This window comes from Acinetobacter sp. Root1280 (assembly GCF_001425285.1).
Taxonomy (GTDB): Bacteria; Pseudomonadota; Gammaproteobacteria; order Pseudomonadales; family Moraxellaceae; genus Acinetobacter; species Acinetobacter guillouiae.
The window spans coordinates 1-18,080 of record NZ_LMED01000014.1 but is presented as its reverse complement, the minus strand read 5'-3'; the positions used below and the strand labels follow the sequence as shown (position 1 = coordinate 18,080).

The following is an 18,080-nucleotide window of genomic DNA, read 5'->3' as shown; positions in this document are numbered from 1 at the left end:
TTGCTTCCTTCTACTCTGAAATTAGTGACAAAGCTTTCCCTCACCAAATGTTAAAAGGTCTGCATAAGCAGACCTTTTTTTATGTGGATTATTCAATTGCGAAAGGATCAATTTTGACCGCTTCTAGGACATCTAAAATGACGGCGGTAACATCCTGCGTATGATCACGATCATTAAAGATTTCATAGGCTGTAATGGTCACATCGGTATCGCTAGGTAACTGTTTTTGTTCTTCTTCAATTAAATGTTGAATTGGCAATAAGGTCTGTTTAATTTCAAGGTGTAGAACATCTTTAAACTCGACATTGTCGTCTTCTAGTTCAATGATTTGTTCGTTGAAATAAGGCAGCAGAATCGAATGGAGATAAGGTTGAAGTTCAGTAATATCAAAAATTTCAATATCACGAGTTTGCTCAATCGTGCTGATATGATCATTTACTTCTAAAATAATATGATAATAGCTCACAGTCATCTCCTCAATTTATTGCTTCAGGGATTCACAATAACATGATTTTGCATAAAACTGATTTAAATACATAAATAAATTATGGATTTAAAATTGATAATCATCGCTAAATTTTGCTTATCGTTGTCTTGAGTTTAGCATGGCTAAATCCGCTGTGGTTAATCTAAAATTTTTCAAATCTTGTTCTTTCATCATTGGGTACATGAGTGCTTTAGGATCATTATTGTGTGCTAAGCCCAAAGCATGCCCAAGTTCATGTGCAATCGTGACACGTAAATCTTCGTCCGAAGCAAATTCATAGATATTAATGGTTTTACCATCGAATACGCCTTTATCAAATTGGCGTGGTTGGAAACGGCTATTAAAGTGATCCACAGATTGATTGTATTGTTGATTGACAGCGTTGAGCTGTCCAACTTGACGATTTAATTCATAGACTTTTTGATTATAAATATCTAACTGTTGTTTGAGTTGATTCTGCTCGATGATCAGTTGATTTTTCTGCTGATCTAACTGCAATCTTGCTGTGGCATCTAAATTTTGATGGGATTGATTAAGGGTGTTGATCAACTGATTATACTGGTCAACTTTACTTTGATAATTGGTTTTTTGCAGATCCAATTCATCATTGGTACGATCTAATTCAGCGTGAAGTTGCTGAATTTTTTGTTTTTCACTTTGTGTATATTGTTGAGTATTTTGCAAAATACGCAACTCTTGGTTTCTGGCGCTAGATTCCGCTTGGCGTTCATCATAAATTAAGTTAATCGTCAGTTTGGCATGATCATCATAAACAAAGAGACTTTTCATGGTTCCTAAATGCCAAATATCGGTAGCTTGTTGTGCCAAATTTTGTACTTGCTGTTTACTGACATGAAAACGCGGATCTATTTCGCCAATACGATAACGTAAACGGGTATCTAAAGGATGCGTGATACGATCAATGGCAGAATTATGATTCAATTGCGGATACATCATGCGTTGTATCGCAAAATAAGCAGTAAAGGCAATTACACAGAGTAGAATCCAAAAACGCATGATTGATTTAAAAATAATTGTTGTAGTGGATAATTTATCTGAAAATATAAGAATCGCAAATGCTTAAGCAAGTAAAGCTTGCGTGATCAATACAAATATTGATTTCAATTGATGATGTTTTTAGCAGTCAGCTTTAGGTGGAAAACAGTAATATGAATGGAACGCTGATTTTAGGCTGGATTTCTCTAATCCTTGGTATCGCTTTTTTGATAAGGGCTTTCTACAGTCTATTTCTTATATTTCGATCACGTTTAGTGCTGGACTTAGCCTTAAATCAAAAAATTAAAAATTTTAAAATCAGCAAAAAGGGTGGCTATGCAATTTGGCAAGAGGGTCCATTATTTAAACTTGCACCTATGCTATTGATTCATCCACAAATCACCAACACAGATCTTCAGCAGATTGTGAAGCTATCACCAAGTATTGCAAGAGCAAGTAAAAATGGTTTTTCTCGTGCTTCAATGCTAATGTTTTATTGTGAGTTGGATGTTGGACACTATTGTTTAGAGGTACTCGAGGGTTCGTCATTAAATCCTATCGAAGATAAAATTTCTCAGGCGATCACCGATCATTTATCCATTCAAAAACAACCTGACAGTCTATACAATTTACAGATACGTGAAAGCCTGAGCAAAAAGCAAAGAATCATCATGATCATTTGCATATTTGCAGGATTATTTTTGTTGATGAAAGGATTATTTACCATCATAACGCTGAGTTTGGGCATCGCGATGGAAGGTTCATTCACATAATCAGTTGATTTAAACGTTAAACAGGACTTGGATATCAATAAATAAGAGAATAAAAGCAAAAACACTGAGTAATCGATTCATCCAAACAGATCTTTTTAAATATTCAGGGCTGATATATAAAGCTTTGAATTGTAAAGGATGCAACATGATATAGCTGATTTTCTGTTTAAATACTGGAGTGACGGATTGTTGTTGTTGCTTTAAAACCACTTGGCGCAGAATAAAAGCATTTAGCCACCAGAGTATAAATAGAATGAGTAAAATAATGCTGATACTCAATGTCAAACGAATCCAAACATTCTGTTCAAAATAGGCAATTTCAGTATAGAAATGGCTCATCAGTACAATACTGACCAGTAACATGGTGCGATAAAAAGTTTGCCGTGTAAATTCAAGGTGCAGAGGATGATTGAGCTTTTGTTTATCCGCTTTACTCACGATTTTCCCTGCAAAAAATGCAAAACCATGACATAGAATTTCTAAAAAGAGATATAAGCCAATGCTGATGGCAAGCGTTTTATACATGATTAATCGTGTTCAAAAATAGGTCGATATAGTGATGGAGTCACTAAAATCATCAATAAAATTCCAGAACAAACAAAGGCCAGATCGTTAAAAATCGCTGCATAACTGGTCATGTAAATCCAGTGCATAAAGGGCATAAAATAAATCAGAAATATTGGGAAAAATGTATAGAGATAAGCTTTTCTTGCCCATTCTTTTTTTAAACATAAACCAAAAGTGATGATGAGGATGATTAAACCTGCAATCGACATAACTCCCAATTCCCAAGCTTGCGGGTCTTGGTAAAGTGTTTTATCCAGAAGTTCTAACTCGGGTTCAGTACTGTATATATCGATGACTGCTGCAATGATAGGCAATATAAATTGCGCTATGATCAAGCTGTAATACACAGTATTGGATACAGCAGGAGAGTTTTTCATCATTTGACTCATTATTATTGTGATAATTAAGATAAAAGATTTAGTGAAGATTGGCAATTGATCAATAAGAAAAACCACTCAATGACTTGAGTGATTTTTCGAGCTTTTTTATAGCACAATATCACTGACGAAATGTTGCACCACTTCGGTTAAATCTTTGGAAAGGTAGTGTTGTGTATAGGGCTGTTTAAAATGGGCATGGTAAGCCTGTTCCGAGTCGAAGCGTTCCCAAAGTAGTAAACGAGTTGGCTCTTGTTGGCATTGATGCAGTTGAAATAAGCTACATCCCGGTTCTTGTTGAAGAGTGAGCTTACATAATGCTTGTAAGGCTTCACGGGTTTCTAAGATTCTGTCTTTATCTTTAATTTTTAATTCTGCGGTGATGTAAAAACCTGAACTTAACATTGTCTACTCCTAACTCAAATTGTGAGTCAAAAATATTAACTGCTCGAGTTCACTCTAGCTCAAGCATTTTTTGTGCATATACTTCAATTTTATAGTCGACAATGCTTTGTTCTTGCTTGAGTCTTTGAATTTCTTGTTTTAATTGAACGGAATGAGCAATAAGAAGAGCTTGTCTTTGTTTTAAGGTTTGATCTCCTTGTAGTCGAAATTGGGCAAAATCTTGCATTTTTTCTAGAGGCATGCCTGTTGATTTTAAACGTTTTACCCATTCAAGCCATTCCAGATCAAGTTTAGTATATACACGTCGCCCAGATTGATTACGATGGATATTTTTCAGTAAGCCTATTTGTTCATAATAACGCAGGGTATGGATAGAGAGTCCAGTTTTTTTAGAGATATCAGAGATAAACAAAAGTGACCCCACAGCTTTACGGATAAAAATAGATCATATAAAAAAACCGCTCAATCTCTTGAGCGGTTTTCTAAGATTAAAGTGACAAATTATTTTTTGTCATCTTTAACTTCAGTGAATTCAGCATCTACAACGCCATCATCAGCTTTTTGCTGTTGTTGGCCTGCATCACCACCGAATTGGTTAGGATCGAAGCCTTCAGCGCCGCCTTGACCTTGAGCTGCTTCATAAGCACGTTGAGTGATCGGCATAATGATGTTTTGTAAAGCTTCAGTTTTTGCTTTAATCGCATCAACATCATTTTCTTTTGCAGTCACTTCTAACTCAGAAACTGCTGCTTCAATTGCAGTTTTTTCATCAGCAGTGACTTGTTCGCCAAGATCTTTCACAGCTTTGTTTGCAGAAGCAACTAAAGCATCAGCTTCGTTACGTGCTTTTGCAAGCTCTTCAAACTTACGATCTTCTTCAGCATTTGCTTCAGCATCTTTGATCATTGCTTCGATTTCAGCATCAGACAAACCAGAGTTTGCTTTGATCTGGATCGATTGTTCTTTACCAGTGCTCTTGTCTTTTGCTGATACTTTTAAAATACCATCAGCATTGATGTCGAATGATACTTCAATTTGTGGTACACCACGTGGTGCAGGTGGAATGTCGCCTAATTGGAAGTTACCCAACAATTTGTTTTGTTGAGCCATTTTACGTTCACCTTGGTAAACTGAAATATCTACCGCTGGTTGGTTATCTGCTGCTGTAGAGAACACTTGAGATTTCTTCGCAGGAATTGTGGTGTTTTTCTCAATAATAGCAGTTAATACGCCACCCATGGTTTCGATACCAAGTGTTAAAGGTGTTACGTCAAGTAAAAGTACGTCAGTTTTGTCACCAGACAATACCGCACCTTGAATTGCCGCACCAATCGCAACAGCTTCATCCGGGTTCACATCTTTACGAGGTTCTTTACCGAAGAACTCTTGTACTTTTTGTTGAACCATTGGCATACGTGATTGACCACCAACCAAGATCACGTCAGAGATGTCAGAAGTCGAAAGACCTGCATCTTTAAGTGCGATACGGCAAGGCTCAATTGTACGCGCAACTAAATCAGCAACTAAACCTTCTAGTTTGGCACGTGTTACATTCATCACTAAGTGTTTAGGACCAGTTGCATCCGCAGTGATGTATGGCAAGTTAATTTCAGTCGAATTAGATGAAGAAAGCTCAATTTTAGCTTTTTCAGCTGCTTCTTTTAAACGTTGTAATGCAAGTGGATCTTGTTTCAAGTTGAAGTTTTGCTCTTTCTTGAACTCTTCAACCAAATAGTCGATCAATGCATTATCAAAGTCTTCACCACCAAGGAATGTATCACCATTGGTTGACAATACTTCGATTTGTTGGTCGCCATCTAAGTCAGCGATTTCAATGATTGATACGTCAAATGTACCACCACCTAAGTCATATACAGCAACTTTACGGTCGCCTTCTTTTTTGTCCATACCGAACGCAAGTGCAGCAGCAGTTGGTTCGTTAATGATACGTTTAACTTCTAGACCAGCAATACGACCAGCATCTTTTGTTGCTTGACGTTGCGCATCATTGAAGTAAGCAGGAACAGTAATAACAGCTTCTGTTACTGTTTCACCTAAATAATCTTCTGCAGTTTTTTTCATTTTTTTCAAAATTTCTGCAGAGATCTGTTGCGGTGCAAGTTTTTTGTCGTTTACTTCAACCCAAGCATCACCATTATCAGCTTTGATGATTTTGAATGGTGCAATGCCGATATCTTTTTGTACTGCTTGGTCTTGATACTTACGACCAATTAAACGCTTGATTGCGAATAATGTATTCTTAGGGTTAGTCACTGCTTGACGTTTAGCAGATTGACCCACAAGAATTTCGCCATCTTTATATGCAACGATAGAAGGTGTTGTACGGGTACCTTCAGCATTTTCAATCACTTTAACTTTATCGCCTTCAAGTACAGCAACACATGAATTCGTTGTACCTAAGTCAATACCAATAATTTTAGCCATAAATCAAATTCCTCTAAATTCTTTTGAATCCCTGATTTCCTCTTTTTGCAAAGGGGAGTTAAAAGGGATTTTCTTGTTATCCGATATGAGAGCCATTCAAAAATTTTCAAGTCATGATTTGTGAAAATTCATGAAAATATTTTTAAAAAGCTCCTATTTATTACGCTTATTGACCAACCATCACCATTGCAGGGCGAAGTAGTCGACCATTTAAGGTGTAGCCTTTTTGCAAAACTGTGCCAATTTGGTTGGCTTGTGCATTTGGGTCGATCCCGACAGCTTGATGTAAGTCAGCATTAAAACCATTGGTTGTGTCTGCTTCAACAACACCGAATTTTTCTAAAGTGGTGAGAAGTGATTTCAATGTCAGTTTTACGCCTTCGAGTACAGGTGTTTCTTCATCACCACCCGCAAGAATTGCACGTTCAAGGTTGTCGACAGAATTTAATAATTCTTTCGCAAACTTTTCTAACACGATGTCTTTATGCTTTTCAGCATCACGTTGAATACGTTCTACACTTTTTTGTGCTTCATAAACTGCATTTGCAGTACGTGCTTTTTCGAGTTTTAAGCTCTCTTCAAGATGACTGATTTGAGCCTGTAAAGCTTCAACGGTAACTTCAACCTGTTCATTTTCAGCCTGAGTTTGCTGTTCGGCTTGCTCGTTTTGAATATCTTGGGCTTCTTGATTCTGCTCAGTTGCCATTGATTTACTCCGTTTAAATGGGTTCTTAAACATGTACAGTCCTTATCGGCAGCAGTTTTGCACTGTGTTCATTTTTGAACTGCCATGATCGTTTAATTCATTAATGAATAAGAAATGTGGGCGAGCCGCTAAAATTCAAGCAGTTTTAGACATTATTTAATGAAATTCAGTGAAAAAAGCGGATCTAAGAGAGAAATCTTAAAATTTAAAGATATTTTTGTAGGAATAATCATCAAATCAATGATTATTTTTTTAGATTAAAAATTTAAATTTATGAGGAATTGATGCGGTTATTGCTTAAAAATGATGAGTAAATTCAAAAATTAAAATTGAATGAATAGATCAAAATACTTAACTCACATGTAAAACCGATTAAACTTATTGAAAATAAGGCTTTGCGAAAAAGCAATAATTTAATTATCATGCTTCATAGATTCTATGGCTGTAGTTTCTTTTTTTAGTTTGAACAATGTTTTCATCGCTTATCCAATCTTCTTGGGTAAGCTTTTTTTTGTCTTGTAAAAACCATTAACAATGTAAGTAATGCGAAACTTTTATGGTAAAAGTATATCTTTTATTAGATAGACTTTTGCCTAATCGCATTCAATCCCATCAAAAAATCCAGCGAAATGAAACAAGTATAATGAAAAATAAAATCGGTCAATCTAAATCATTGATTTAATAAACTTTGCATAACTTATACGGCAATACCTTAAAAGTCTAACCAAGCTTCAACGAAGTTTGCAGAAAAAATAGCAATCATAGTCAGCACGACAACGCAGTCCTGTGTTGCCGTTTTTTGATAGAGTGATAAAGGAATTTATGATGAAAAAATCAGGTCTTATTTTTATGCTATTGGCTGGTGTTGCGGTCATGAGTACGGCGTGTACATCAAGTGAAACAACACAAGCACCTGAAACGACCCAATCAGCACCAATGAGTTCTGCAGATCAACAACAATCGGCACAAACTTCGACGGTAGATCCGACTCAACAAGGTACTGCTGTTGAGGGCGATGCGACGATTCAGCAATCACAACCTGCTCAAGCAACCAATGACCCAAGTTTAGTTGAACAACCTTCAGCTCAGTAAATTTTAAAATAAAAAATCAGGCAATTTATGGATGCCTCCATTGCCTGATTTTTTATCAATAACTTTTGAAGAGATGTTATTCACCCGCCAAAGAACATTCAAAATTGGTTCGATCTACAGTACAACGCGCCCGTTTAAGCACTGACATCATGGTCGGATCGTAAATACCTTGTCGGGTTAAATCCATACGTCCATCTCGTAACAGCTTTTGATATTTTTCAGTATCTACTTTACTTAAATTCAAACGATATTTAGCAGGAATGCCTTCTTCTAAACGTTTGACCATACTGAATTGACGCGGAAGTTGCTTGATAAACCAGGTTCTAGAATCATTGCCAAAAGTAGCTGGGAATTTTTGAGATCTAAACACCAGATCAGCAGTAACATTAAGCACTGGAAAATTGATCAATGCACCTTTAGAGCCAAGCCCTTTTTCCATTTCTAAAGGTTTAAATGCATAGGCTGGTGCTCCCACCATTGGTACTTCACCTGTATTAAACTTCTTAATAAAATTGGAAATATCGGATGGAACAGGAATTGCTCCGACACGTTCAACCATTGCAATCTGTGCTTTGTCATACGCCAATACCGCAAATTTTTTACCTTTACCTTTTTCAATGGTATTGATGGCTCGATCATTCACAAAGATATAGGCAGGGCCAATTTGACCGATTCCACCAATTTCTATTTCTTCATTGTCTATCTTGGTTTTTAAGCGTTTTACATTACGTTTATCCAAGACAAAGGTAATCGCTTTGAGCGCAATGGCATTGGTTGGAACACCACCCAACGCATCAATAGATCCTGCGAATTTATTGTATTGGCGTGCACGCATTGTGGTGATATAGGCAGCATCACATTTACCATTTTTAAAATCTTTATCAGCAAGCTCTTCATTTTGGTAAGCAATGAGCTGGACATCGGTATTCCATGTTTTTGCAGCGAGTGCCCACTCTTCCATCATTTTATAGGATTCACCAGCTTTCCCTAATAAATCAAAAACACAGATTTCTTGTTTTGCTTGAGAGGTGCTTGATATTCCTAATAATACGATTGTAGTAAGGGCAAGAAATTCCTTTTTCATGTTATATCCTTATACTTAAAACGCGTTTTATTTATACTAAATATAGTAATTTTATTTGAATAAAAATAGAGTTTTTACTCTATTTCCGATGAATAAACCATTGAATAGCTTACTTAATGTGATTTATTTATCTTAAAAAAATATTATTGTGATGTTGTTTTGTTTTGTTTGTTGGTGTGGGTTTAGTGGCTTAATTAAAATCTTGTTAATTTTGATCGATCTAGAAAAATAAAATAGATTTCAAGTTTTGTTAATCAATAAAACATATAAGTAAATCTAAAAAACGTATTTTTAATAATATACAAAAAAACCGTACCATGAGGCTGATTCCCATCTCTTTTTATTTATTCTAGTCCATACATTGATCATGAAATTTCAGCAACTGATTTTGCTTTGCTCAGCTATAAGTTTATATAGCTATAGTGGTTTGGCAAATGCTCGCCCTATCGTCATTGGTTATCAAACCAACATAGAACCTGCAAAAGTTGCACAGGCTGATGGTGTGTATGACAAAGTGATTGGGGAAAAACTGGATTGGCGCTTATTTAATAGTGGTGCAGAGGTTTTAACTGCATTGGCTTCTGGTTCTGTAGATATCGCACTGATTGGTTCAAGTCCGTTAGGGGCAGCTGTTGCCAATAATTTGCCCATAGAGGTGTTTTTAATTTCTACCGATCTGAAAAGTGCGGAAGCCTTAGTGGTGAGAAATGGCTCAGGAATTAATAGTCCTCAGGACTTGATTGGGAAAAAGGTGGCCACGCCATTTGCTTCGACTTCCCATTACAGTTTATTGGGGGCTTTGCAGCATTGGAATATTAAAACCAATCAAATACGGTTGTTGAACCTAAAACCAGCTGAAATTAATGCAGCATGGCGCAGAGGCGATATAGATGCAGCTTTTGTCTGGTCACCTGCACTTGCCAATATTAAGAAAACCGGCAAGGTCATCACAGATGCAGGGCAGGTTGGGCAATGGGGATCTCCTACATTTGAAGTTTGGGTAGCACGTAAAGATTTTGCACAGAAGCATCCTGAAGTCTTAGCAAAGTTTTCAACAGTGACACTGAACTATTACCAATCTTATAACCAGAATAAAAGTCGTTGGACTGCCAACTCGGCTGAAGTGCAAAAAATTGCCAAAATTACCGGCGTAGATGCTCAAGATGTGCCAGCGCTTCTTGCTGGCGCCGCCTATCCAGATCGTCAGGCGCAATTAAGCACTCAATACCTTGGTGGGCGGACCACACAAAATATTGTCAACTCAGTGAACTTTTTAAAAGCACAAGGTCTGGTGAGAAAGGTTTCTCCAAATTATCAACAGTTTATTAACACGCGTTTTATTCAAACATCGAAATAGAGATCGGAAGTATTCATCATGGCTGTATTGACTGTAGAACATGTACAAGCACAGTATCCGGGTGCTGAACAACCGGTTTTGAAAGATGTGTCATTTCAACTGGGTTCTGAGCAACTGATGGTTGCATTAGGTGCTTCAGGCAGTGGTAAAACATCCTTATTAAATCTGATTGCTGGATTTACTCAACCACAAGCAGGCACTTTAAAACTGGATGGTGAAGCAATCGTTGCACCTAGCCGAGACCGTGGTGTGGTGTTCCAAGATGATGTTTTATTGCCTTGGCAAAATGTAGAAGACAATATTGCTTTTGGTTTAGAGCTTGCAGGGGTTGATAAAAAAACACGTCAAAACCGTGCACAAGCATTACTCAAATTGGTGAATTTAGAAGGCTTTGGTCAACGCCATATCTGGGAACTTTCAGGCGGGCAACGTCAACGGGTTGGTTTAGCGCGTGCTTTGGCTTCTGACCCTAAAATATTATTGATGGATGAACCTTTTGGTGCTTTGGATGCGTTTATTCGTGAACAAATGCAGTGCTTATTATTAGATGTTTGGAAGAGCACGTCCAAACCTACTTTCTTAATTACCCATGACATTGAAGAAGCTGTTTTTCTGGCTACAGATCTGATTATTCTTGCACCAAATCCTGGGCGAATTGTGGAAAAGCTGGAGTTGGATTTTGCTAAACGCTATGCCAATGGCGAGCCAGCACGAAGTATTAAATCAGATCCCAAGTTTATTGAAATGCGAGAGCATGTGTTGAGTTGTGTATTCATTCAAAATAATCAGGATCAATACCATGTTGCTCAGAGCGACCAAGCTCAAGTGGAAAAGGTGGAGTAATGACAGCACAATTAGACCCTAAATTGATCCCTCGTACAGTTGAATCTCAGACTGTGGAGGTGAAGGTTCCACGTGAAGTCAATATTACTTTGATCAGTAGTATCACGATCATTACTTTGATTGCAATTTGGTGGCTGGTCACCACTTTAGGCTGGATTGATGCTTTATTCTTACCATCACCAACCGCCGTGTTGCAGCGTTTCAATGATTTGTTCAGCAATGGCTATATGAGTATTAGCTTGTGGAGTCATATTGGCGCAAGTTTGGGTCGTATCGGCACGGCGTTGATTGCTGCGGTTATCACTGCGATTCCAGTGGGGATTGCGATTGGTCGCAATAAAATTGTGCGGGGTATTTTAGATCCTATCATTGAGTTTTATCGTCCGATTCCACCACTGGCGTATTTACCTTTGATTGTAATTTGGTGTGGTATTGGTGAATTGTCCAAGGTGCTACTGATTTATCTGGCAATTTTTGCACCGATTGTTATCGCAACAGCAACCGGTGTCCGTTCAGTCGACCAAGCCAAAATTCGTGCTGCACAGTCTTTGGGTGCAAGCCCAATGCAAATTATTAAACATGTGGTTTTACCAAGTTCTTTACCGAGCATTTTAACCGGTATCCGTATTGGTCTTGGGGTGGGATGGTCGACTTTGGTGGCAGCAGAGTTGGTTGGTGCTTCTGAAGGTTTAGGCTTTATGGTGCAATCATCTTCACAGCTTTTGGCTACGGATGTGGTGATTGTCGGGATTTTAATTATCGCTGTGATTGCCTTTATTCTGGAAATTGGTTTACGTCGTTTGCAAAAGAAATTAGTCCCTTGGGATAAGCAATCTCAGTAAGTTATTTTTCGCTACATTTTTCGATAGCATATCGCCATATTTAGTTTTAATGTTTTAATGATGCATTGCCTTTAATACATCGTGAGATGATCGAGGAAGAAATGAACGCTGTTGTTTCAAATATTTTTAAAGTTACCCCATTAAATCCAACGATTGGTGCGCTGATTGAAGGTGTGAATTTCAATCAGCCTTTAACACCTGAACAAAAGGCTTTGATTGAAGCAGCTTTATTGAAACATCAGGTGATCTTTTTCAGAAATCAGCCGATGACTGCACAGCAACATGCAGCTTTGGCGCGTCAATTTGGTCAGTTACACATCCACCCAATTTACCCCAATATTCCAGAACAACCAGAAATCATGGTTTTAGATACGGAATTAAATGATTTACGGGATAATGCACTGTGGCATACCGATGTGACTTTTCTTGAAACACCAGCAATGGGCGCAATTTTAAGTGCAAAAAAAGTCCCTGCATGGGGTGGAGATACGCTTTGGTCAAGTGGAACAGCGGCGTTTGAAGCATTATCCAAACCGATGCAAGCGATGTTGTCTGGTTTAACTGCAACACATGATATTGCGCGTTCATTTCCAGTAGATCGTTTTGGTGGTGATCCTGCTGAATTAGAAAAGCTAGAACAGGCTAAGAAAAAACATCCTCCGATTAGCCATCCTGTGATTCGTACTCATCCTGTCACAGGTCGTAAAGCTTTATTTGTGAGTGAGGGTTTTACCACACGAATTAATGAACTCGAAGCCAAAGAAAGCGATGCTGTCTTGAAAATGTTGTTTGAACATATTCAGAAACCAGAGTTTGTAGTGCGTTGGTCATGGCAGGCCAATGATGTGGCATTTTGGGATAATCGTTGTACCTTCCACTATGCTGTTGATGATTACCGTCCTCAGCACCGTGTTATGAATCGAGCCACTTTGATGGGTGATAAACCTTTTTATCAAGCAGATTAAGGTTTAACTTGTTATAAAAACCAATCAAATTTGATTGGTTTTTTATTTTTGAAACAACTGAATTTGAATACAACTTTTTGAAACTTCAATATTTAAAAAATACATTAAAGAAAAAATCATAAAATGAGCTGTTGGTAAAAGTATCGGTATGCTGTGTTTGTCGGTGTTCACAAAACAATTTGAATATTCAAGCTCTGATGAAACCTTGTTGCTGAGCAATAATGTTTAATTATTCATCAAAATTAAACAAATGATCAACATACTAGGCCATAAATATTTATTGCTTGTTGGAAATATCATGTTGATTAATAATAAAAAGCAAATCATTTTGCTGAGTGTACTGTCTACGCTGTTGGTTGCTTGTAATGATGATAATGATCATTCAAATACTGAAAAACCAGTAGAGGCAAAAGCTTTAGAACTGAATATCTTGCATATTAATGACCATCATTCACATTTAGATGAAGAAAGCATTAAATTTAAAAGCAATGTGGGGACAGGGGATGAAGAGTTTAGTGTTGCAAGTGGTGGATTTGCACGTGTTGCAAGCTTAATTAACCAACTTGCAGTAGAAAAGAAAAATGCTTTAAAAATACATGCTGGTGATGCGATCACTGGCGATTTGTACTATAACTTAACGGATGGTAAAGCAGACGCAGATGCAATGAACACCGTTTGTTTTGATACATTTACGCCTGGTAACCATGAGTTTGATTCTAAAGATGATGGATTAAAGAAATTTATTGGTTTCTTGGATCAAAGTTCTTGTAAAGACAAAACCCAAATTTTAACGGCCAATGTCAGTTTTGGTGCATCTTCACCGTTGTATAAAACCAATCGCATTTTGAAGTCACAAGTGTTTGAAAAAGAGGGGGTTAAATTTGCAATCATTGGTTTAACGGTTGCTAAGAAAACCAAAAACTCTTCTCAACCAAATGCTGATACATTGTTTGCAGATGAAATTGAAACAGCACAAAAAGAAATAAATCAATATAAAGCACAAGGTATTAAAAATATTATTCTTCAAACCCATGTGGGATATGACTTAGACCAACAGCTGGCAAAATCACTTACCGATGTTGATGTGATTATTGGGGGTGATTCACATACCTTGTTGGGCCCTGACAGTCTTAAAAAATATGGCATGACACCTGAAGGTGCTTATCCAACACAGCTGAGAAACAAAGATGGTCAATTGGTCTGCGTCGCGCAAGCTTGGCAGTACAGTTATATCGTGGGCGATTTAAATGTGAAGTTTGACAAAAACGGGAATGTCGAAAGCTGTAGTGGAACACCACATGTACTCATTGGCAATAACTTTACCCGTACCGCCAAAGACGCAAAAGCAGTCACCGAAACTGAAAAACAAGCAATTCTGACGCAATTTAAAACAGATCAGGCCCCATTTACTGTTGTAATGCCACTACAAAAGACTTTGGATGTTTTAAAACCGTATCAGGAACAAAAGAAAAAATTTGCTCAGGAAATCGTAGGTCAAGCGACAGATAATCTCTGTTCACGTCGAGTCCCTGGTACACAACGGGATGTAAATCGTTCAACACTCGGCGATATCTGTAATAAGAATACCCATGTCGATCAACATGGTGGAGATATTCAACAAATTATTGCTGAAGCGTTTTTACAACAAGGAAAGACCTTCTTTGGCGCTGATATCTCATTCCAAAATGGTGGTGGTGTCCGTGAAGATGTTGCTTTAGGGGATGTGACAGTTGGTAAAATTTATAATGTCTTACCGTTCAAGAATACATTGTTGCGTTTAGATCTGACGGGTGCTGAAGTTAAAGCCACCTTAGAGGATGCAATAGATGGTGTGATTGCCCAGAATAATACGGGTAGCTACCCATATACTGGTGGTATGCGTTGGAATGTTGACTTTACCAAAGACAAAGGCCAGCGTCTTAACCAAATACAAGTACGTAATGCATCTGGGCAATATGAAAATCTAGATCTCAATAAGACTTACAAAGCGATCACGATTGATTTTCTTGCCAATGGTGGTGACTACTATACTACCCTGAAAACCATTACTGGTGAGCGCCGTGTGAATGTTGGCTTAGACTATGCTGAGGCTTTCCTCAAATATGCCCAAGGTTTGGCTGGTCAGACAGGTCAAAAGAAAATTAATAAATTAGCAACGGCTGAATACAGTACCCAGATATTTATCGATAAAGCAAAATAAACTGAAACAAACAATCAAAATCCCGCTTCGGCGGGATTTTTTTCGTTGGGTCGTTAATGAAAACTGACAAAATCCTATGTTGGTGATGAATAAATAATTGCAAAAAACCATGCTTAACTTTAAAATGAGCCAAAATTTAGCCACGATGGCTTAAATAATCACAATGACAAACCTAATTTTCTTTTCACTTGCCTCAATTTGATCTTGTAACGTTGCCTTTTGACAAGATTGTTTACAACCACTGACTGGTTGCAGGATAACCATAATATCTTGGTTGAACCCATCGTTTTAAGCAGGGTGCTTAAAATGTGATTTGAATCAGCTGTTAAATTCAATATTCGGGAGAAAAATCATGTTGTTTAACGTATTTCTCATTTTGGGCTTTAAATAGACCCTATACATTTTTAATCGTTTAAATTAAACGAAAATAAACCTTATTTTAAAGAATATACATGTTCTGAGGGATGACTTTGCTTGCAGAAAATGCAAATTGGAAAAAGTTTAGCCTTCGGCATGAAAAGAAAAAAGTGAATATATGAACGAATATATTAATCAACCTTTTGCACAAAATATGCATCAGGTTGACGTAGAGGATTTTGCTGAAATTTCTCCGATTGTAAAACTTTGGGCTTTTCGATTTTTGGTCGAGTTAGGTGGTGCAAAAGAATTTATTTCTGATCATTGCTTTAGTCATCAATGGATTGCAAAAAAGTTAGGTTTTTCTGAAGCATTACTTGCAGATAAGTTCGATGAGCAAGCTGCTTATCAGGAACTCAACCATTTGCATAAAAATAGCCAACAGCAAAATTTATTAGATAATTTTCAGTTCAATGCTGAGTTGCAATATAACCTAAAGTTAATACAGCAATTACTGGATTTAAATGCTGTTGAAAGCACGATTTTAGGCTTTATCGTGATGTTAAACAGTGAACAACTTTTAGATGATATTGCGGATACCATCGGTGAATTGACTGCGTCTAAAACCATACGTGCTTTGGCTGTAGTTTTAGATTTGCCTTATGAAGCAATTCGTCAGGCTTTGTCTGTACAAGGGCGTTTACATCGCAGTGGTTTAATCAGTGTTCAACAACACTATCGTAATTATTTACGTGGCAAATTGAATCTGGTGTCAAACCAATTGGCCGATAAGTTATTGGTGAAAACCAATGATGTGATGGATCTGTTTGTTGGAACCATTAATAAAAGTCAGCCTGCTGAATTAACCTTAGAGGATTATCCTCATTTGCACACTGAATTGACTTTACTCCTAGCTTATTTAAAGCAAGTCAAAATGAGTAAGCAACAGGGGGTAAATATTTTCCTTTATGGCAGTTCAGGTACAGGAAAGACACAACTGTGTAAGAGCCTTGCAGATGAAATGGCGGTGCAACTTTTTGAAATCTCCTGTGAAGATGAAGATGGTGATGCAATTTCAGCCACAGGGCGTTTATGTGCGTATCGTGCAGCACAATGCATTTTCGACAGTCAATCTGCTTTATTGATGTTTGATGAAGTCGAGGATGTGTTTAATGACACCGAAAATGGTGTGGGGATGAAAAGCACTGCGCAAAGTCGTAAGGCTTGGGTCAATCGTATTTTAGAGCAAAATCGTACACCAACGATTTGGGTGTCTAATTCCGATCAGCTTGATCCTGCGTTTATACGCCGTTTTGATATGGTGCTTGAAATTAAAGTGCCACCTAAAAAGCAACGCAGAAGTTTTATCGAGCAACATTGTGGTCAAGAACTTAATCCTTTGTATCAGGAAGCCTTGGCCAATGTTGAACAATTATCTCCAGCAATTTTACGCCGTAGTTATCATGTTGCCAAAGCGGCTCAAATGCACAATGAGCATTTAGTGATACAGGAAAGCATGACCAAATTGGTGTCCAATACATTAAAAGCACAGGGTTACCAAGGTATTAAATTGCAAGATAGTAATGCTTTGCCCAAGTTCTATGATTTGAACTATATCAACTGTAAGGTGAATCTTGCGGAGATCGCATCAGGTATCCAGCAACATGGTTTTGGCCGGTTATGTCTATACGGAGCATCAGGAACAGGTAAAACTGCATTTGCACGATGGTTATCTGAAACCATCAATCGACCTTTACTGATTAAGCGTGGTTCAGACTTAATTTCTGCTTGGGTCGGTGAAACAGAACAGAACCTTGCTAAAGCGTTTCATGAAGCCGAAGACTTACAGGCAATTTTATTGCTGGATGAAGTAGATGGTTTATTACAAGATCGCCGCCAAGCAACCCGCTCTTGGGAAGTTTCTCAGGTAAATGAGTTTTTGGTTCAAATGGAAAGCTTTAATGGCATCGTGGTGGCGACAACCAATCGCTTTGATGAACTTGATCAAGCTGCATTACGCCGTTTCGATTTTAAAATGCATTTTGATTTTCTAAATTATGCACAGCGTTTGGCTTTACTGGAAAATGTCTGCACACAACTCAAACTTGTTGTTCATGAAGCCGATATAAAAGTAAAGCTGCAATCTTTAGATCGTTTAAGTGCAGGAGACTTTGCTGTGATTGTACGACAGTCCTGTTTTCATCCTTTTGAAAATGTGGATTCTATTCTGCAGCATTTAACAGATGAAATGACTGCAAAATATAAAAGTGCACAAAGTATAGGATTTACCGCATCAAATTGATGCGGTTTTTCTTTTTGAATCCTGATTCAGTTGAATAATGCTCAGATTTTGTGATTCGAGAGTGGAAAACAAAGCATAAAAATAACTTTAATATGAAAAAAATAATGAAAAATGCTTAAAAAATAGATAAAAAGCATAAAAAATCACTGATTTTGAGGAAAAAACGCACATCCGATAAGAAAGTTTAAAAAAAGGGGTTGTGTTGGGTTGGGAATGCTGTAGAATGCACATCCATCGGCGGTGATGTTAAATAAAACTTCTGATAAATCAGGTACTTGATTA

General features: G+C 37.5%; 17 protein-coding genes. 8 read left to right on the top strand and 9 right to left on the bottom strand.

Features of this window, described 5'->3' with window-relative positions; all coding sequences use genetic code 11:
• Window positions 1-88 precede the first annotated feature (88 nt).
• Entirely contained in the window at window positions 89-472 is a 384-nt protein-coding gene (locus ASC84_RS13320; RefSeq protein ID WP_154130490.1) for a hypothetical protein, read from the bottom strand.
• A 111-nt stretch (window positions 473-583) separates the two neighbouring features.
• Window positions 584-1,504: a matrixin family metalloprotease gene (locus ASC84_RS13315; RefSeq protein ID WP_056515481.1), complete on the bottom strand. Its 921-nt coding sequence runs from the start codon at window positions 1,502-1,504 to the stop codon at window positions 584-586.
• 152 nt (window positions 1,505-1,656) lie between these two features.
• Between ASC84_RS13315 and ASC84_RS13310 the strand changes: the two genes are divergently transcribed.
• The gene (locus ASC84_RS13310; protein ID WP_056515478.1) at window positions 1,657-2,256 is read left to right on the top strand and encodes a hypothetical protein; all 600 of its coding nucleotides are present in this window, start codon (window positions 1,657-1,659) and stop codon (window positions 2,254-2,256) included.
• Between the two features lie 9 nt (window positions 2,257-2,265).
• Here the strand turns inward: ASC84_RS13310 and ASC84_RS13305 are convergent, their stop codons facing one another.
• The 6 genes from ASC84_RS13305 to grpE form a co-directional block, all read right to left on the bottom strand.
• Window positions 2,266-2,781, bottom strand: a complete 516-nt coding sequence (locus ASC84_RS13305) for a hypothetical protein (RefSeq protein ID WP_056515474.1) — start codon at window positions 2,779-2,781, stop codon at window positions 2,266-2,268.
• Between the two features lie 2 nt (window positions 2,782-2,783).
• The gene (locus ASC84_RS13300; protein ID WP_004719005.1) at window positions 2,784-3,200 is read right to left on the bottom strand and encodes a hypothetical protein; all 417 of its coding nucleotides are present in this window, start codon (window positions 3,198-3,200) and stop codon (window positions 2,784-2,786) included.
• Between the two features lie 108 nt (window positions 3,201-3,308).
• A complete protein-coding gene (locus ASC84_RS13295) occupies window positions 3,309-3,605 on the bottom strand; it encodes a putative quinol monooxygenase (protein ID WP_056515471.1) in 297 nt (98 codons plus the stop codon).
• 49 nt (window positions 3,606-3,654) lie between these two features.
• Window positions 3,655-4,017 carry a MerR family transcriptional regulator gene (locus ASC84_RS13290; RefSeq protein ID WP_056515467.1) on the bottom strand — a complete coding sequence of 121 codons (363 nt, stop codon included), beginning with the start codon at window positions 4,015-4,017 and terminating at the stop codon, window positions 3,655-3,657.
• A gap of 89 nt (window positions 4,018-4,106) precedes the next feature.
• Complete coding sequence (dnaK, locus tag ASC84_RS13285) at window positions 4,107-6,050, bottom strand: molecular chaperone DnaK (RefSeq protein ID WP_004719012.1); 1,944 nt, start codon at window positions 6,048-6,050, stop codon at window positions 4,107-4,109.
• A gap of 166 nt (window positions 6,051-6,216) precedes the next feature.
• Entirely contained in the window at window positions 6,217-6,756 is a 540-nt protein-coding gene (grpE, locus tag ASC84_RS13280; RefSeq protein WP_004719014.1) for a nucleotide exchange factor GrpE, read from the bottom strand.
• Window positions 6,757-7,581: 825 nt separating this feature from the next.
• Between grpE and ASC84_RS13275 the strand changes: the two genes are divergently transcribed.
• Window positions 7,582-7,848: a hypothetical protein gene (locus ASC84_RS13275; RefSeq protein WP_004719017.1), complete on the top strand. Its 267-nt coding sequence runs from the start codon at window positions 7,582-7,584 to the stop codon at window positions 7,846-7,848.
• 76 nt (window positions 7,849-7,924) lie between these two features.
• Here ASC84_RS13275 and ASC84_RS13270 read toward each other — a convergent pair whose 3' ends face one another.
• Entirely contained in the window at window positions 7,925-8,932 is a 1,008-nt protein-coding gene (locus tag ASC84_RS13270; RefSeq protein WP_004719019.1) for a putative solute-binding protein, read from the bottom strand.
• 367 nt (window positions 8,933-9,299) lie between these two features.
• Between ASC84_RS13270 and tauA the strand changes: the two genes are divergently transcribed.
• The 6 genes from tauA to ASC84_RS13240 all read left to right on the top strand — a co-directional run bounded on the left by tauA (window position 9,300) and on the right by ASC84_RS13240 (window position 17,798).
• A complete protein-coding gene (gene tauA, locus ASC84_RS13265) occupies window positions 9,300-10,289 on the top strand; it encodes a taurine ABC transporter substrate-binding protein (RefSeq protein ID WP_056515465.1) in 990 nt (329 codons plus the stop codon).
• An 18-nt stretch (window positions 10,290-10,307) separates the two neighbouring features.
• Complete coding sequence (tauB, locus tag ASC84_RS13260) at window positions 10,308-11,132, top strand: taurine ABC transporter ATP-binding subunit (protein WP_056515461.1); 825 nt, start codon at window positions 10,308-10,310, stop codon at window positions 11,130-11,132.
• Entirely contained in the window at window positions 11,132-11,974 is an 843-nt protein-coding gene (gene tauC, locus ASC84_RS13255) for a taurine ABC transporter permease TauC (RefSeq protein WP_056515459.1), read from the top strand. The genes tauB and tauC overlap by 1 nt, the downstream gene beginning before the upstream one ends.
• 101 nt (window positions 11,975-12,075) lie before the next feature.
• Window positions 12,076-12,939, top strand: a complete 864-nt coding sequence (gene tauD, locus ASC84_RS13250) for a taurine dioxygenase (RefSeq protein WP_056515455.1) — start codon at window positions 12,076-12,078, stop codon at window positions 12,937-12,939.
• 298 nt (window positions 12,940-13,237) lie between these two features.
• Window positions 13,238-15,139, top strand: a complete 1,902-nt coding sequence (locus ASC84_RS13245; protein ID WP_056515453.1) for a 5'-nucleotidase C-terminal domain-containing protein — start codon at window positions 13,238-13,240, stop codon at window positions 15,137-15,139.
• Between the two features lie 535 nt (window positions 15,140-15,674).
• Entirely contained in the window at window positions 15,675-17,798 is a 2,124-nt protein-coding gene (locus ASC84_RS13240) for an AAA family ATPase (protein ID WP_056515450.1), read from the top strand.
• Window positions 17,799-18,080: the final 282 nt, after the last annotated feature.

Bases quoted from the DNA above. Each gene is read 5' to 3' on its own strand.
- tauB (WP_056515461.1), top strand. From the start codon at position 10,308: ATGGCTGTATTGACTGTAGAACATGTACAAGCACAGTATCCGGGTGCT.
- ASC84_RS13240 (WP_056515450.1), top strand. From the start codon at position 15,675: ATGAACGAATATATTAATCAACCTTTTGCACAAAATATGCATCAGGTT.
- tauC (WP_056515459.1), top strand. From the start codon at position 11,132: ATGACAGCACAATTAGACCCTAAATTGATCCCTCGTACAGTTGAATCT.
- ASC84_RS13320 (WP_154130490.1), bottom strand. From the start codon at position 472: ATGACTGTGAGCTATTATCATATTATTTTAGAAGTAAATGATCATATC.
- ASC84_RS13305 (WP_056515474.1), bottom strand. From the start codon at position 2,781: ATGTATAAAACGCTTGCCATCAGCATTGGCTTATATCTCTTTTTAGAA.
- ASC84_RS13275 (WP_004719017.1), top strand. From the start codon at position 7,582: ATGAAAAAATCAGGTCTTATTTTTATGCTATTGGCTGGTGTTGCGGTC.
- ASC84_RS13270 (WP_004719019.1), bottom strand. From the start codon at position 8,932: ATGAAAAAGGAATTTCTTGCCCTTACTACAATCGTATTATTAGGAATA.
- ASC84_RS13295 (WP_056515471.1), bottom strand. From the start codon at position 3,605: ATGTTAAGTTCAGGTTTTTACATCACCGCAGAATTAAAAATTAAAGAT.
- ASC84_RS13245 (WP_056515453.1), top strand. From the start codon at position 13,238: ATGTTGATTAATAATAAAAAGCAAATCATTTTGCTGAGTGTACTGTCT.
- ASC84_RS13300 (WP_004719005.1), bottom strand. From the start codon at position 3,200: ATGAAAAACTCTCCTGCTGTATCCAATACTGTGTATTACAGCTTGATC.
- dnaK (WP_004719012.1), bottom strand. From the start codon at position 6,050: ATGGCTAAAATTATTGGTATTGACTTAGGTACAACGAATTCATGTGTT.
- ASC84_RS13315 (WP_056515481.1), bottom strand. From the start codon at position 1,504: ATGCGTTTTTGGATTCTACTCTGTGTAATTGCCTTTACTGCTTATTTT.
- tauD (WP_056515455.1), top strand. From the start codon at position 12,076: ATGAACGCTGTTGTTTCAAATATTTTTAAAGTTACCCCATTAAATCCA.
- tauA (WP_056515465.1), top strand. From the start codon at position 9,300: ATGAAATTTCAGCAACTGATTTTGCTTTGCTCAGCTATAAGTTTATAT.
- grpE (WP_004719014.1), bottom strand. From the start codon at position 6,756: ATGGCAACTGAGCAGAATCAAGAAGCCCAAGATATTCAAAACGAGCAA.
- ASC84_RS13310 (WP_056515478.1), top strand. From the start codon at position 1,657: ATGAATGGAACGCTGATTTTAGGCTGGATTTCTCTAATCCTTGGTATC.